The organism is Paenibacillus sp. sgz302190, assembly GCF_059820445.1.
In genome coordinates, this window is sequence record NZ_JBZYAO010000001.1 from 101923 (window position 1) to 115257 (window position 13335).

General features: G+C 51.7%; 16 protein-coding genes. 13 read left to right on the forward strand and 3 right to left on the reverse strand.

Annotated elements, in window-relative coordinates; genetic code table 11:
- The first annotated feature begins 10 nt into the window (after positions 1-10).
- From AC6RNO_RS00485 to AC6RNO_RS00500, 4 genes are read left to right on the forward strand one after another with little or no spacing between them, the layout of a single operon-like run.
- Positions 11-265 (forward strand): hypothetical protein, encoded by a 255-nt coding sequence (locus tag AC6RNO_RS00485; protein ID WP_474685630.1) that lies wholly within the window; start codon positions 11-13, stop codon positions 263-265.
- 17 nt (positions 266-282) lie between these two features.
- Positions 283-438: a hypothetical protein gene (locus AC6RNO_RS00490; RefSeq protein WP_497104189.1), complete on the forward strand. Its 156-nt coding sequence runs from the start codon at positions 283-285 to the stop codon at positions 436-438.
- Positions 420-1106, forward strand: coding sequence for a phosphotransferase (locus AC6RNO_RS00495; protein WP_497104190.1), 687 nt, complete (start codon positions 420-422; stop codon positions 1104-1106). The genes AC6RNO_RS00490 and AC6RNO_RS00495 overlap by 19 nt, the downstream gene beginning before the upstream one ends.
- Positions 1060-1701 (forward strand): class I SAM-dependent methyltransferase, encoded by a 642-nt coding sequence (locus tag AC6RNO_RS00500; protein WP_474685634.1) that lies wholly within the window; start codon positions 1060-1062, stop codon positions 1699-1701. The genes AC6RNO_RS00495 and AC6RNO_RS00500 overlap by 47 nt, the downstream gene beginning before the upstream one ends.
- A 105-nt stretch (positions 1702-1806) precedes the next feature.
- Here the strand turns inward: AC6RNO_RS00500 and AC6RNO_RS00505 are convergent, their stop codons facing one another.
- Both AC6RNO_RS00505 and AC6RNO_RS00510 read right to left on the reverse strand, forming a co-directional pair.
- On the reverse strand, positions 1807-2268 hold the full coding sequence (locus AC6RNO_RS00505; RefSeq protein ID WP_488436456.1) for a CBO0543 family protein: 462 nt from the start codon (positions 2266-2268) through the stop codon (positions 1807-1809).
- Complete coding sequence (locus tag AC6RNO_RS00510) at positions 2189-3277, reverse strand: DUF2515 family protein (RefSeq protein ID WP_497104610.1); 1089 nt, start codon at positions 3275-3277, stop codon at positions 2189-2191. Before AC6RNO_RS00510 ends, AC6RNO_RS00505 begins: the two co-directional genes overlap by 80 nt.
- A 129-nt stretch (positions 3278-3406) precedes the next feature.
- Between AC6RNO_RS00510 and shc the strand changes: the two genes are divergently transcribed.
- The 9 genes from shc to AC6RNO_RS00555 all read left to right on the forward strand — a co-directional run bounded on the left by shc (position 3407) and on the right by AC6RNO_RS00555 (position 12759).
- Positions 3407-5269 (forward strand): squalene--hopene cyclase, encoded by a 1863-nt coding sequence (gene shc / locus AC6RNO_RS00515; protein ID WP_497104191.1) that lies wholly within the window; start codon positions 3407-3409, stop codon positions 5267-5269.
- Between the two features lie 431 nt (positions 5270-5700).
- Positions 5701-6012 (forward strand): hypothetical protein, encoded by a 312-nt coding sequence (locus AC6RNO_RS00520; protein ID WP_497104192.1) that lies wholly within the window; start codon positions 5701-5703, stop codon positions 6010-6012.
- 132 nt (positions 6013-6144) lie between these two features.
- Positions 6145-7239 (forward strand): substrate-binding domain-containing protein, encoded by a 1095-nt coding sequence (locus AC6RNO_RS00525; protein ID WP_497104193.1) that lies wholly within the window; start codon positions 6145-6147, stop codon positions 7237-7239.
- Between the two features lie 92 nt (positions 7240-7331).
- A complete protein-coding gene (locus AC6RNO_RS00530) occupies positions 7332-9005 on the forward strand; it encodes a ribulokinase (protein WP_474685642.1) in 1674 nt (557 codons plus the stop codon).
- A gap of 39 nt (positions 9006-9044) precedes the next feature.
- The gene (gene araA / locus AC6RNO_RS00535) at positions 9045-10535 is read left to right on the forward strand and encodes an L-arabinose isomerase (RefSeq protein ID WP_488436460.1); all 1491 of its coding nucleotides are present in this window, start codon (positions 9045-9047) and stop codon (positions 10533-10535) included.
- Positions 10536-10655: 120 nt separating this feature from the next.
- Entirely contained in the window at positions 10656-11660 is a 1005-nt protein-coding gene (locus AC6RNO_RS00540; protein WP_497104194.1) for an aldose epimerase family protein, read from the forward strand.
- Positions 11657-11893, forward strand: a complete 237-nt coding sequence (locus AC6RNO_RS00545) for a hypothetical protein (protein WP_474685649.1) — start codon at positions 11657-11659, stop codon at positions 11891-11893. The genes AC6RNO_RS00540 and AC6RNO_RS00545 overlap by 4 nt, the downstream gene beginning before the upstream one ends.
- A gap of 61 nt (positions 11894-11954) precedes the next feature.
- Positions 11955-12287: an ASCH domain-containing protein gene (locus AC6RNO_RS00550; protein WP_474685651.1), complete on the forward strand. Its 333-nt coding sequence runs from the start codon at positions 11955-11957 to the stop codon at positions 12285-12287.
- Between the two features lie 34 nt (positions 12288-12321).
- The gene (locus AC6RNO_RS00555) at positions 12322-12759 is read left to right on the forward strand and encodes a DUF2269 family protein (RefSeq protein ID WP_474685653.1); all 438 of its coding nucleotides are present in this window, start codon (positions 12322-12324) and stop codon (positions 12757-12759) included.
- A 51-nt stretch (positions 12760-12810) separates the two neighbouring features.
- Here AC6RNO_RS00555 and AC6RNO_RS00560 read toward each other — a convergent pair whose 3' ends face one another.
- Positions 12811-13323 carry a hypothetical protein gene (locus AC6RNO_RS00560; RefSeq protein ID WP_474685655.1) on the reverse strand — a complete coding sequence of 171 codons (513 nt, stop codon included), beginning with the start codon at positions 13321-13323 and terminating at the stop codon, positions 12811-12813.
- Positions 13324-13335: the final 12 nt, after the last annotated feature.

A 13335-nucleotide genomic window follows, 5' to 3' on the forward strand; every position in this document is an offset into this window, starting at 1 on the left:
GATGTTGTCCATGTTTGAAATTTTGCGGGCAAGTATGCGTCACAGCAAGGAGGAAGGGTACGTCGGCCAAGTTGCCTTTCGGGTGGAAGGCCATCCGCTGCCTTACGAGATTACGCTGTACAGCACCAATCGAAAAGAATGGGGCTACGGGCTGCATTTTCAGGGCGAATCCGGCAGTGAAGAACATATTTCGGCCGTGGAAGAAATGCTCGAAGACGATGAGTGGTTCGATCAGCTTGTTGACGCTGCCAATGCATCTTCTTAGCTTGGAATCTCGACTACTTGAAGAGAGGACTGACGGCAGTTATGGCGGGGGAAACGCGTAAACGCTTAGGCGTTGGCAGAACGGCGGAAGTGTTTGAAGAGAGCGAGCGGACGGTGTTTAAGCTTTTCGGCTCGGGCTGCCTGTCCCGGAACCGTTGGAGCGGATACATGTAGATGGGCGGCAGGGCATCCGCTATGAGCGCGCCTCCGGGAGGACGATGCTGGAAACGATCGGCCGCACGCCGTGGAACTGCTCCAAACTGGCGCGCCGGTTAGCTTCGCTGCATGTTGAGATTCATCGGCATCAAGCTGCGGATTTTCCCAAACTGAGCGAAGTGTGGGAGCATCGGATTCGCCATGCGCCTTTGTTGAACGACGCGGATAAATCGGAAATCGTGGAGCGGCTGCATGCGCTTGGCGGCGGGGAAGGACTGTGCCACGGCGACCTGCATCCCGACAATGTCATGATCGGAACGCGCACATGGGTGATGGACTGGATGACCGGAATGAGCGGAAACACGATGGCGGACGCCGCGCGGACGGCTCTCATTTTGCGCACGGGCCAAGTGCCCGAGGGCGTCTCGAAGCCGATGGCCGCATTGGTCGCGTTTATTCAGAAGCGGTTTTATGCTTCGTACATCCACGAATATCTCAAGCTGTCCGGACGGAGCATGGAGGAGATTGAAGCGTGGATTTTGCCTGCCGCCGCGGCCAGATTGGTTGAGCATTTGAGCGATAACGAGAAACGGGTTTTATTTCAATTGATTCAATTCAAACTAAAGGGAGCTGCGGGCCGTGGATTTGGAAGTCAAACAGCTACTGAAAGAAACTTACGACAATAACGCCAGGTACAGGGATACGAATGACATGCAGGCTTGGAAAACGGAGGAGATGGACGAGTTTGCCGCCACACTCCGGACGGAAGGCCGCGGTATGAAGCTGCTGGATTTGGGGAGCGGTCCCGGGCAGCAGGCGGTTTATTTGCGCGAGCGGGGCTGTGAGGTCGTTTGCGTCGATTTATCGGAGGAAATGGTGCGCATTTGCCGGGAAAAAGAGCTCGAAGCGTATGCGATGGATTTTTACCGGCTTGATCTGCCTGCCGCTTCGTTCGATGCGGTTTGGACGATGAACGCCCTGCTGCATGTGCCGAAGGCGAGTCTGGTTGAAGTGCTGAGGAATATCGAACGGGTGCTGAAACCGGACGGTATTTTGTACATGGGCTTGTACGGAGGCTGCGAAAGCGAAGGCATTTGGGAAGAGGACAGCTACCGGCCGCAGCGCTTTTTTGCTTTTTATGAGGATGAGCATATTCAAAAGAAAGTACGCGAAGTTTTCGACATCGTCCGGTTTCGAGTGCTGTCCATGGGGGATGACATGAAACTCGATTACCAATCCATTTTAGCCAGGAAAAAAGGGGCTGCCCCACAAGTCAATTGATTTTCTGCCCCGCTTTGCCCGGATTTTTACCTGAAGAAAGGACCTCGTTCTCCGCTTGGCAGTGGAATTTGAGGTCCTTTTGCGTCGGGTGCTTCAATCTGCTTGCTATCCGCGCTTATCCGCTTCCTTTTTTAACCCAAAATAAACCCCTGAAATTAACGTTAGAAACAGTAAATAACCGAAGAAGCTGTATACATGCATCCACTTAACTGAATGAAGAAACAACCCTAGCCGCTCTGCTATCATTTCCAAAAATGGCATTAGCAAGCTGACAAACAGGACCATACCTGCCCTCGTCCATCGATCCATGTTGGAAAGAGAGTACAAAAAAACCATCGTCCATATAGGCAATCCGATTAGAGTGAAGATGATATTAATCGAAAAAATTTCCGGCAGCAGCCTGTGAGGAAACTGATACAGCCCTTTGCCGACAAAATAGAGATCGGAGTACGTACCAAGCATTGATGCGAGCATTGCGCATGTTAAACTATCTTGATTCCAAAAAGCTAATCGTTTTTTTGGCGAGCGCAGCAACTTCAAGCCGTTCCAATGTTTTACAGTATTCACCCTTAATCTCTCCGTCCGTCATTTCAATATCATCCTTTAAATAATCCGCCACGCCTATATCTTGAAACCAATCCCCCGGTTCCGCTTCCGGCTGGCTGACATTTTTCCAGGCATACTCAAGTCTTGGACTGTATATTTTCCTTGCTCCCTCGCGGAGACGGCACGATTTTAACCTAAATGGATAAGTAATTCCCGGTGCGCCTTCATTTACATCATTGAATAAATGCGGCCAGTAATCCTTCCTTGATCCGGTATGCGGATGCCGTTTCGCCCAATCCAGGGCCTGCCTATTAAAATCCTTATTTGCAAACAAAACGGCATATAGCCTTTTCCCAAGCAAAATTCGCTCATGAAGAGACTGGAAATGGTGAAGTGTCCGCCCCTTTACATTCTCACCTTCCGAAGGAAACAGAATTTGATTAAATGACAGCCAATCCTGAAGATGAAATTTGATTTTGTCTAATATTTCATTTTGATAATAGGGATTTTGAATGACCCTCTGTTCCAAGTAGCTTTGTTCATTGATAACTAACGCTATAGAAACAATATATGTATCTCGGGCTCTCCAAAAATAGTTCCAAATCGTTTCCATAAAAATAGAAACATTCAGTTGAGGCAGCAGATAAAACAATGGTTTATTTTGCTTTAAACTTTCATCGTAAAGTAGAAATTGCGGGTATACATCTTGGAAAATCAGCCAATTGCCTCGTTCTAAAAAATGGAAAAACGATTCCTGCTCCTTTTTTGTGAGCAATTTGGTTAAATATTCACCCTTGAGATCGGTCATATTCCATCCGCCGTTCCGCGATACCATATGGCCTAAAAATGCCCAATGGATTTCAGGATGCCGGAGATAAAACTCGAGATAGGCTTTTGTTCTAGTCACATTATTAAGGTTGTGGCTTTGGGTAATCAATCTAACATTGTTCAAAAGTTTGTTCTCTGAAAGCGATAACTCATTTGAAATGGCATGGGAATGTTTCTCTCTTTTCTTTAATTCCTCGCGAATCGTTTCAAGAGGTGTTTTGGGGCGGTTTCTTGTGAAAAAGAAAGCAGCTTCCCTCCCTTACGAATTCTCTAGAGCAGAACCGAATATGTATAGCCTAAAGATGCTTTTACGGGAGGAAGGAGGGCTGGAATGATTGATACTGTGAAAGGGATGGAGTGGATTATTCAAACACTTCGAAAAGACCAATCTCCCGATGGTTCGTGGGCTTATCCGTTTGACACGGGGATTTCTACCGATGCTTTTACGATTATTTTATTGCGGACTTTAGAGATTAATGATAATGAATTAATTGCAGGGCTTTGCCAAAGGATTTTAAGTAAACAGCAGAAAAATGGGGCATGGAAGCTTTTTTATGATGAGGGAGAAGGGAATGTAACCACCACTGTAGAGGCCTATTATGCGCTGCTTTTTTCCGGATTCTACAGCAAAGATGACGAGCGTCTTAGCGCTGCCAGAAAGTTTATTCTCGCCAATGGCGGTTTATCGGAAGTGAGTATGTTTACGAAAATAATGCTGGCGCTGACCGGGCAATATAAATGGCCGTCCGCTACCCCTCTGCCAATTGAAATGATTTTGCTCCCGCTCAGCTTCCCGATCAATTTCTTTTCTTTGTCTGTTTTCGGCAGGGCCAATCTGACTCCGATTATGATCCTGGCTGATCGTAAATTTTCCGTTCAAACAGCAAATGCTCCCGACCTGTCTGATTTGAAATTGATTCGCGATGATGAGGACCAATGGATTCGCTCAAGCGAATGGCGTTCGCTGCTCAACTTTATTCAGGACGGAGTCAAAAGATTGCTCGGCATCCCGAGTGAACTGCATCAGTTAGCCCTTGAGCGAGCCAAAACATATATGCTGGACCATTTGGAAAATGACGGAACTTTTTATAGTTATTACAGCAGTACCTTTCTGATGATTTTTGCCCTGCTTTCCATGGGGTATAAAAGAACGGATCCGGTCATTACCAAGGCCGTCCGGGGGATTCGGGCAATGAAATGCGAAATTAAGGGCCATCCTCATATGCAATATACAACGGCTAATGTGTGGAATACTTCGTTAATCGGTTATACGCTTCAGGCAGCGGGAGTTTCGCCCAAAGATCCTATGGTGACGAGGGCAAACAACTATTTACTGAGCCGCCAGCAGACCCGTTTTGGCGACTGGGCCGTACATAATCCCAACAGCTTGCCGGGCGGCTGGGGTTTTTCCGATGTGAATACGATGAATCCGGATGTGGATGACACGACTGCCTCGCTAAGGTCCATAAACAGAATTTCGCAGCAAAATCCAACTGCCTGGGAAAGAGGCGTCCGCTGGCTGTTGTCGATGCAAAACGATAATGGCGGATGGCCTGCTTTTGAAAAAAATACCGATTCCAAGCTGCTGGAATTTCTCCCGCTTGAAAAGGGCCGGTTTTTGCTGGCGGATCCCTCTTGTGCGGATTTGACCGGAAGGACGCTTGAATTTTTCGGGAACTATACGAACCATCCCGCCAACCATCGAATTATCCGGAATGCTGTAAATTGGCTGTTCAACAATCAGCGGAAGGATGGTTCGTGGTACGGGCGTTGGGGAATTTGTTATATATACGGTACATGGGGTGCGCTTACAGGTTTAAAAGCGGTGGGTATATCGAAAAACCATCCAAGCATGCAAAGGGCGGCGGCATGGCTGACGAGTATTCAGAATTCGGACGGTGGCTGGGGCGAGTCGTGCCAAAGCGACATTCAAACGACCTACGTTCCGTTAAAGACAAGCACGCTGACGGATACGGCTTGGGCACTGGATGCCTTGATAACAATTGCCGACCGGCCCACTGCAGCCATCCGCAAAGGAATAGCATATCTGCTGGATTCCCTTAAGAAAGAGGATTGGAGCACCGACTATCCAAAAGGCCAAGGTATGGGAGGAACGTTTTATATCCATTATCATAGTTACCGGTATATATTTCCACTGCTTGCTTTATCGCATTATCGAAGGAAGTTTGAATAATGAAGGACTGCCGACAGTCTGAGGCTTTTTCCGACTATGGCTGTTGCTGTTAACGAGCCGTTTCGATGGAAAAGGCTGTTGAAAACCCACCCCCCGCGTCAGAGGCGATAACCCCAATCTGTCTGGCTGCACGAAGAAAACCTGCAAAAATGCATGAATTCGCGTCCTTGATCGCTGGCCACGAAGAAAACCTAGTTGTACAGGCGTATCGACGAGCAAAAACCTGCGTTTTTGCGGGCTTTTCGCTCGCCGCGCCAGCGAAGCGCTTGCGTTCTTGGAATTTGCTGCGTCGAGTGGAGCGGGTGGTTTCGCCGCCATGAGCCTGCGCGGGTGCAAGCGGTTTGGCGGACGCTGGAAAAAGCCTGCGAAAGCGCAGGCTTTTTCGATGGAAACGGCCTGAGCCCTGCGTATCGGCAGAAAAGCCTGCACATTTGCAGGAATATTTCGCTGCAGGCGGTAGCGGCGAGCAAAAACCTGCACTTTCGCAGGTTTTTTCGCTCGCCGTGCCAGCGAAGCGCTTGCGTTCTTGGAATTTGCTGCGCCGAGTGGAGCGGGTGCACTTCACCGCCATGAGTCCGCGCGGGTGCAAGCGGTTTGGCGGCCGCTGGCAAAAGCCTGCGAAAGTGCAGGCTTTTTTGATGGAAACGGCCCGTTTGGCGGAAAAGCCTGCATTTTTTTCCAGCGGGCATTGGAGCTCACGGCTCTCGGTTCTCGGTTCTCTTCTTGGGACGATGCCCGGATAAAGTGGCCGCGGACATGATTTCCATCCATCCCGACAATGCGCAGCGGCTTAAGGGGCTCTTTTGCCGAGAATATGTACATACAAGTTGGGCGAATGCTATAATACGTTCAGAACGATACTCCCGAGGTGAAACATGAAAGAAAAACAGATGCCCAAGTATTTGCAGCTGAAGCAGGAAATTTTGTCCTGGCTGCATGCCGGCAAGCTCAAACCGAACGACCAGATGCCTTCCGAGAATGAAATTGCCGAGCAATTTCAAATGAGCAGGCAGACGGTGCGGCAAACATTCGGCGAACTGGAGCAGGAGGGCTGGCTGTACCGCGTGCAGGGAAAGGGCACGTTCGTTTCCACTCCGCAAACGCAAAAAGGCCGCGATGTGCAGACGATCGGCATCGTGACGACATATATATCCGACTACATTTTTCCGCACATCGTGCGCGGAGCCGAAGCCGCTTTGCGCAGCAAAGGGTACAGGCTGCTCCTGTCCAGCACGGACAACGACAAGGAGAAGGAAAAAGAGAGCTTGAACATGATGATGAGCCAGCCGCTCAGCGGGCTGATCATCGAGCCGACGAAGAGCGCGGAAGGCAATCCGAATCTGAGCTATTATTTGTCTCTCGATTATCATGAAATTCCGTATTTGATGATCAACGAGCGGTACGCCGAAATGAACTGCCCGTGCATGAAGGTGGACGACGAAGAGGGCGGCTTCCTGGCCGCGCAGCATTTGATCGAGCTGGGGCACCGGCGTATCGCCGGTTTTTTCAAAACCGATGATTTGCAAGGAGCCAACCGGCTGAAAGGGTTCATACGCGCCCACAACAGCTACGGCCTCGCGCTTTCGCCGGATCTGGTCGTGCACTACACGACCGAAGAGAAGAAGCACAAGCCTTACGAGCAGGCGGTCGCGATGCTGGCTCAGGGGGAAGGGAAGCCGACGGCTTTTGTATGCTATAACGATGAGCTGGCCGTGCATTTGCTTGAAGCTGTACGTACATCCGGGTTTCAAGTTCCGCAGGACATTTCCCTGGTCGGTTTTGACGATTCGACGCTGGCTACCGCTACCGAAGTTAAGCTTACGACGCTCACGCATCCCAAGACGGACCTGGGCGCCGACGCGGCGGAGCTGCTGATCGGCATGATCGAGGATAAGCAGGAAAGAGGCAGAACCACGGGCAAAATTTATAAGCCGGAGCTCATTGTCAGAGAGTCGACGGCAAAAATTTGATTTTGCATCTAGTCAACTTGTACGTACAAGTGCTATACTGGATATAGAAAAATTCAGCTTGTATGAACATGTACGCTAAGGAGGATCTAACCATGTCTACGAAGTATGCAATCGGTGTCGACTACGGTACGGAGTCAGGCCGCGCTGTGCTGGTCAATCTGTCCGACGGAACCGAGGTTGCGGACCATGTAACGCCTTACCCGCACAATGTGATCGACGAGCAGCTTCCGGAGTCCGGCGTCAAGCTGGAGTACGATTGGGCGCTGCAGCATCCGGCGGACTATATTGAAGTGCTCAAGCGGTCCGTTCCGGCCGTGATGAAAGCGTCCGGCGTCGATCCTGCCGACGTGATCGGTCTTGGCATCGATTTTACGGCATGCACGATGCTGCCTGTTGACGAGCAGGGAGTTCCGCTTTGCTTGAAGCCGGAGCTGAAGAACAATCCGCATGCATGGGTGAAGCTGTGGAAGCATCACGCTGCACAGGATGAAGCCAATTTGATCAACGAAATTGCCGAAGCCAGGGGAGAGGCTTTTCTTCCGCGCTACGGCGGTAAAATTTCATCCGAGTGGATGATTGCCAAAGTATGGCAAATTCTTAACGAAGCCCCCGACATTTACGAACAGACCGACCGCTTCCTGGAAGCTACCGATTGGGTCGTCTCCCAGATGACAGGCCAAATTATGCGCAACAGCTGCACGGCCGGTTACAAATCCATTTGGCACAAACAGGAAGGATATCCGAGCAAAGAATTTTTTAAAGCGCTGGACCCCCGTTTGGAAAATGTGACCGAAACGAAGCTGCGCGGCGATGTGGTGGCGCTGGGCACGAAAGCCGGAGAGCTTACGGAAACGATGGCCGTGCTGATGGGGCTGAAGCCGGGAACCGCGATCGCGGTCGGCAACGTGGACGCGCATGCGGCCGTTCCGGGCGTGGGCGTAGTGACGCCGGGCAAACTGGTCATGGCGATGGGCACTTCGATCTGCCATATGCTGCTCGGCACGGAAGAGAAGCAGGTCGAAGGCATGTGCGGCGTCGTGGAAGACGGTATCATTCCAGGCTATCTCGGGTATGAGGCCGGCCAATCGGCGGTAGGCGACATTTTTGCCTGGTACGTGGAACAGGGTGTGCCCGCTTACGTACAGGAGGCGGCCAACGGGGAAGGCATCAACGTACACGAATGGCTGGAGCGCCGTGCATCCGCTTACAAGCCGGGCGAGACCGGGCTGCTGGCGCTGGACTGGTGGAACGGCAACCGTTCGGTGCTCGTCGACACGGAGCTCAACGGTCTGATCCTGGGCTATACGCTGCTGACGAAGCCGGAGGAGATTTACCGCACGCTGCTCGAGGCAACCGCTTTCGGCACGCGCAAAATCGTCGACGCTTTCCATAATAACGGCGTCGAAGTTCAAGAGCTGTACGCCTGCGGCGGTCTGCCGCAAAAAAACCGTCTGCTTATGCAAATTTATGCGGACGTGACGAACCGCGAGATCAAAATCGCCGACTCCAAGCAAACGCCTGCACTGGGCGCAGCGATGTTCGGCGCCGTAGCGGCGGGCTCCGCCAAAGGCGGCTACGACAGCATCGTCGACGCAGCGCAAAAGATGGCCCGCGTGCGCAAGGAAACGTTCAAGCCGATTCCGGAGAACGTAGCTGTCTATGAGCGGCTGTATCAGGAGTACAGCCAGCTTCACGACTATTTCGGCCGTGGCGAGAACGACGTGATGAAGCGTCTGCGCGCCATCCGGGAAGAAGCCCGCAGTTAATTTTTCATACACTTTTATAACCATTTAGGAGGCGTAACTATGCTGCAAGTTTCGGAAAAAGTGTTCTGGTTTGTGACAGGCAGTCAACATTTGTACGGGCCGGAAACGTTAAAAGAAGTAGATGCTCATTCTCAACAAATTACTCAAGGCATCGATCAAAATCCTTCTATTCCTAACAAGCTCGTTTTCAAGCCTGTGCTGACGACTCCCGATGCGATCCGCAGACTTTGCATCGAAGCGAATTCGGACGATACATGCGCGGGGATCATTACCTGGATGCATACGTTTTCCCCGGCTAAAATGTGGATCGCGGGCCTAACGGAGCTGCGCAAACCGCTGCTTCACCTGCATACCCAATTTAACCGCGACATTCCTTGGGAAACGATCGACATGGACTTCATGAACCTGAACCAGGCGGCCCACGGCGACCGTGAGTACGGATTTATCGGCGCGCGGCTCGGCATTGCCCGCAAAGTCGTTGTCGGCTACTGGGAAGACCCGGCCGTCATCAGCCGGATTGCCGGATGGATGCGTACGGCTGCGGCTTTCATCGCAGGCCGCAACCTGAAAGTGGCCCGCTTCGGCGACAACATGCGTGAAGTGGCTGTAACCGAAGGCGACAAGGTGGAAGCGCAAATCAAGTTCGGCTGGTCGATTAACGGCTACGGCGTCGGAGATCTCGTGCAGCGCGTCAATGACATTTCCGAGGCTGAAATCGATCGGCTGATGGATGAGTACAACGAGCTGTACGACATTACGCCGGAAGGCCGCTCCGCCGGACCTGTGCGCGACGCGATTCGCGAGCAGGCACGGATCGAGCTGGGGATGAAAGCATTTTTGCAAGAGGGCGGCTTCGGCGCGTTTACGACCAGCTTCGAAGACCTGCACGGTCTGAAGCAGCTGCCAGGACTTGCCGTACAGCGCCTGATGGAGCAGGGCTACGGCTTCGGCGGCGAGGGCGACTGGAAGACGTCCGCTTTGACGCGCATTATGAAAATCATCGCCGACAACAAAGGCACTTCCTTCATGGAAGACTACACCTACCATATGGAACCGGGCAATGAGCTTGTGCTTGGCGCTCACATGTTGGAGATTTGTCCGACGATCGCGGATAATCGTCCTTCGATCCAAGTGCATCCGCTCGGCATCGGCGGCAAAGCCGATCCGGCGCGTCTCGTTTTTAACGGCAGAAGCGGAGCTGCGCTGAATGCCTCGATCATCGACATGGGTAACCGATTCCGCCTGCTGATCAACGAAGTGGACGCGGTGAATGTGACAAAATCGATGCCGAAGCTTCCTGTAGCCCGCGTGCTCTGGAAACCGCAGCCTTCGCTAAGCGAATCGGCGGAAGCATGGATTTACGCAGGCGGAGCGCATCATACCGTGTTCTCCTACACGGTAACGACCGAACAGCTTGTGGATTGGGCGGAAATGGCCGGAATCGAGGTCGTGATCATCAACAAAAACACGTCGCCTCTAACATTCCGCAACGAACTGCGCTGGAACGACATCGCGTGGAAGCATAAATAAGAACGAAAGCCCAGAGATGCAGAAGCACTTTGGGCTTTTCTTCCACTTTAACATTGACTTGCATAATGAAATCGGTAAACTTATATTAGTTTAAGAGTCAGTACTAGTCAGGAGGAGAATATGAATATCCAACCGCAAGCTTACGAAGGGACTTATCAAGGCGAACAGGCTATCTGGTTAAAAGCGGGACGTTACGAGGCGGCGGTGCTGCCGCAAATCGGAGCCAATCTGATTGCTTTTAGAGATACGGAAAAGCAGTACCGTTTTTTGCATGAGCCGGCTTTGGAGGAAATGGAAGCTTTTAAGGCAAGACCAGGCATTCACGGCATTCCGGTGCTGTTTCCGCCGAACCGCTACGAAGACGGCAAGTTTCCCTGGAATGGCAAAGTGTACGAGTTCCCGGTCAACGAAGCGGCGACAGGCAATCATTTGCACGGGTTCGTGCACTACATTCCATGGGAAGTCGAAAAATATGCGGCAGATCATAATGAAAGCCGCGTTACGCTGTTCTTAAAAGTCAGAGAAGGGCATTTCGTATACCGTTATTTGCCTCATGAATTTACAATCCGGCTTACTTATACGCTGGGTGAAAACGGGCTTCATCAGCACGTCATGGTGCGCAACGACGGCAACGATGCGATGCCTTGCTTGCTCGCTTTTCATACGGCGATCAATGCGCCTTTTGCGCCGGACAGCAGCGCAGCGGACTACACGTTCAAGCTGACGATCGGCAAACGCTGGCAGTTGAACGAAAGAATGCTGCCTACCGGCGAATTCCAGGCCTTGACGGCCGAGGAAGAACGGATGAAGCAGGGCGGCCTATCGCCATTTTACGCGCCTATGGACAATCACTACACGACGGAAGCCCAAAATGGCAGCAACCGTATGGAGCTGACGGATCACCGCGCTAACGTGAAGCTTGTTTACGATGTCGGCACGACCTACAAGCAGTGGATGATTTGGAACAACGGAGCGACGGAAGGCTTTTTCTGTCCAGAGCCGCAATTGAACCTTGTAAATGCACCTAATGTGAAGCTGCCTGCGGAGCAGATCGGACTCGTTTCGTTGCAGCCTGGCGAAATTTGGGAAGAATCGGGCCGCCTGTACTGCATCGGTACGGCATGACGGAGCCGGCATTAACCCTGTACGGCCGTCTTCGGACCGCGATGAGCCTGCTGCATGACGGAGCGGAGCTGGATGAGCCGATGAGACGTGCGCTGATCGAGGATATCCGGCAGTTGATGGATGAGCACACCAAGCTGAAACAAGAGGCTGCCAGACTGCGCAGCGGCAAGCGGACCCAGGCCGGGTCCATGGACAGCATGTCGACGAAATTGAAGGAAGCGCTGCGGGAATAGAAGCGAAGCGCGGCGCAGCGCAGAAAGTAAGGAATAATCGATCAAAAAGGAGCAAACAGCAATGAACGAAACTTTACCGCCAAAAACATGCTCAGTCGACCGTCTGGTTACCAAAGAAGAGGAAGTCGCCAAAGTGTTGGCCGGAGAAAAAACAGCGTGCAGACGGAACGGACGCTATGCGGATATCGGCGAAGAGATGGAGCTGCAGGGGAAAACTTTTGTCGTGACGGGCGTATACCGGCAATCGCTCGGCGAGCTGACGGACACGGATGCGCAAGCGGAAGGGTATCCGACCGTCGATGCCTATAAAGAAAGCATTCTTTCCATTCACCCGGGGATGCCTTGGCTGCCGCATATGAAGGTTTGGGTACATGAATTTCAAGCCGCGCAATAACTTGCCGGATATCACTTGGATTGGATGATGGCTGATGTCCTGGTATGTGTTACTGTTATATGTACATATTTTCAGCGCCATTTTGAGCATCGGCCCTTACTTTGTACTGTTTCCGCTATTGGCAAAAATCGAAAAAGCGCCGTTTGAGAGGCTGGACGACTTTCTGGAGCCTTTCCGCATTACCGTTCGATTGACCAAGCATGCGGGTCATGCGCTTGTCGGCAGCGGCATTCTGCTGACCTGGATTACGTCCTGGACCTGGAATACGTCGTGGATCGTGATGACGGTGCTTATTATGGTAGCTTCCCTGTATTTTATAGCCCGGGCGTTCTCGCCGATCATCCGGCAGCTGAAAGCTCCGCACGAGAACCGGACCGCTCTGGTATCCAAGCTGCGGCGGTCGCTGATCGTGTACGTCATCATTACTTTAACGATGATGTGGTTTATGGTCGCCAAACCGGCGCTCTGGTAAACAAAAGAAACCCGCATTTCTGCATTCGGCAGAGGTGCGGGTTTTTGTTTTTCAAGCGGATTCGCTTTGCGATTCAGTCGAGAATTTAAGTTTGCTCCACAATGTAACGAATAGTGGGTGAGCGCTTGCGTACTGCACGATCCGGTCCGAAATGCCTAGCGTAAGGAAAAGGCCGCTTAGCGAAACTAGCGTAAAAACCGGCGAAATCCAGGGATTGGACGGATGGCTGAAAAAAGGAATCAAGCTGATCGCGATAATCGGCGGTGCGTTAAGCTTGAAAAACAAAATCATCCTCATCACCAGCAGAGCGGCAATGAATATCGTTACGGGGCCGTCGTAAATTTCGTACATCCCGACGCCGATTGCGGAGGCGGCTGTGGCGCCTGCGAGCATGGAGAGCGCCTCTTTGCGCGTGAGCTTGCGCGAAGAAAACAAGAAGCTGAATGCGCCCAGCGTAGGATAGAAGAGCATATGCAGGATGGAAAATTTCGCGGAGATCAAATAAACCGCCATTAAAAAAAGACTGCTGATTACAATTTTGACATTCAAGTTCATGCTGTTCATGCCGAGCGTTCA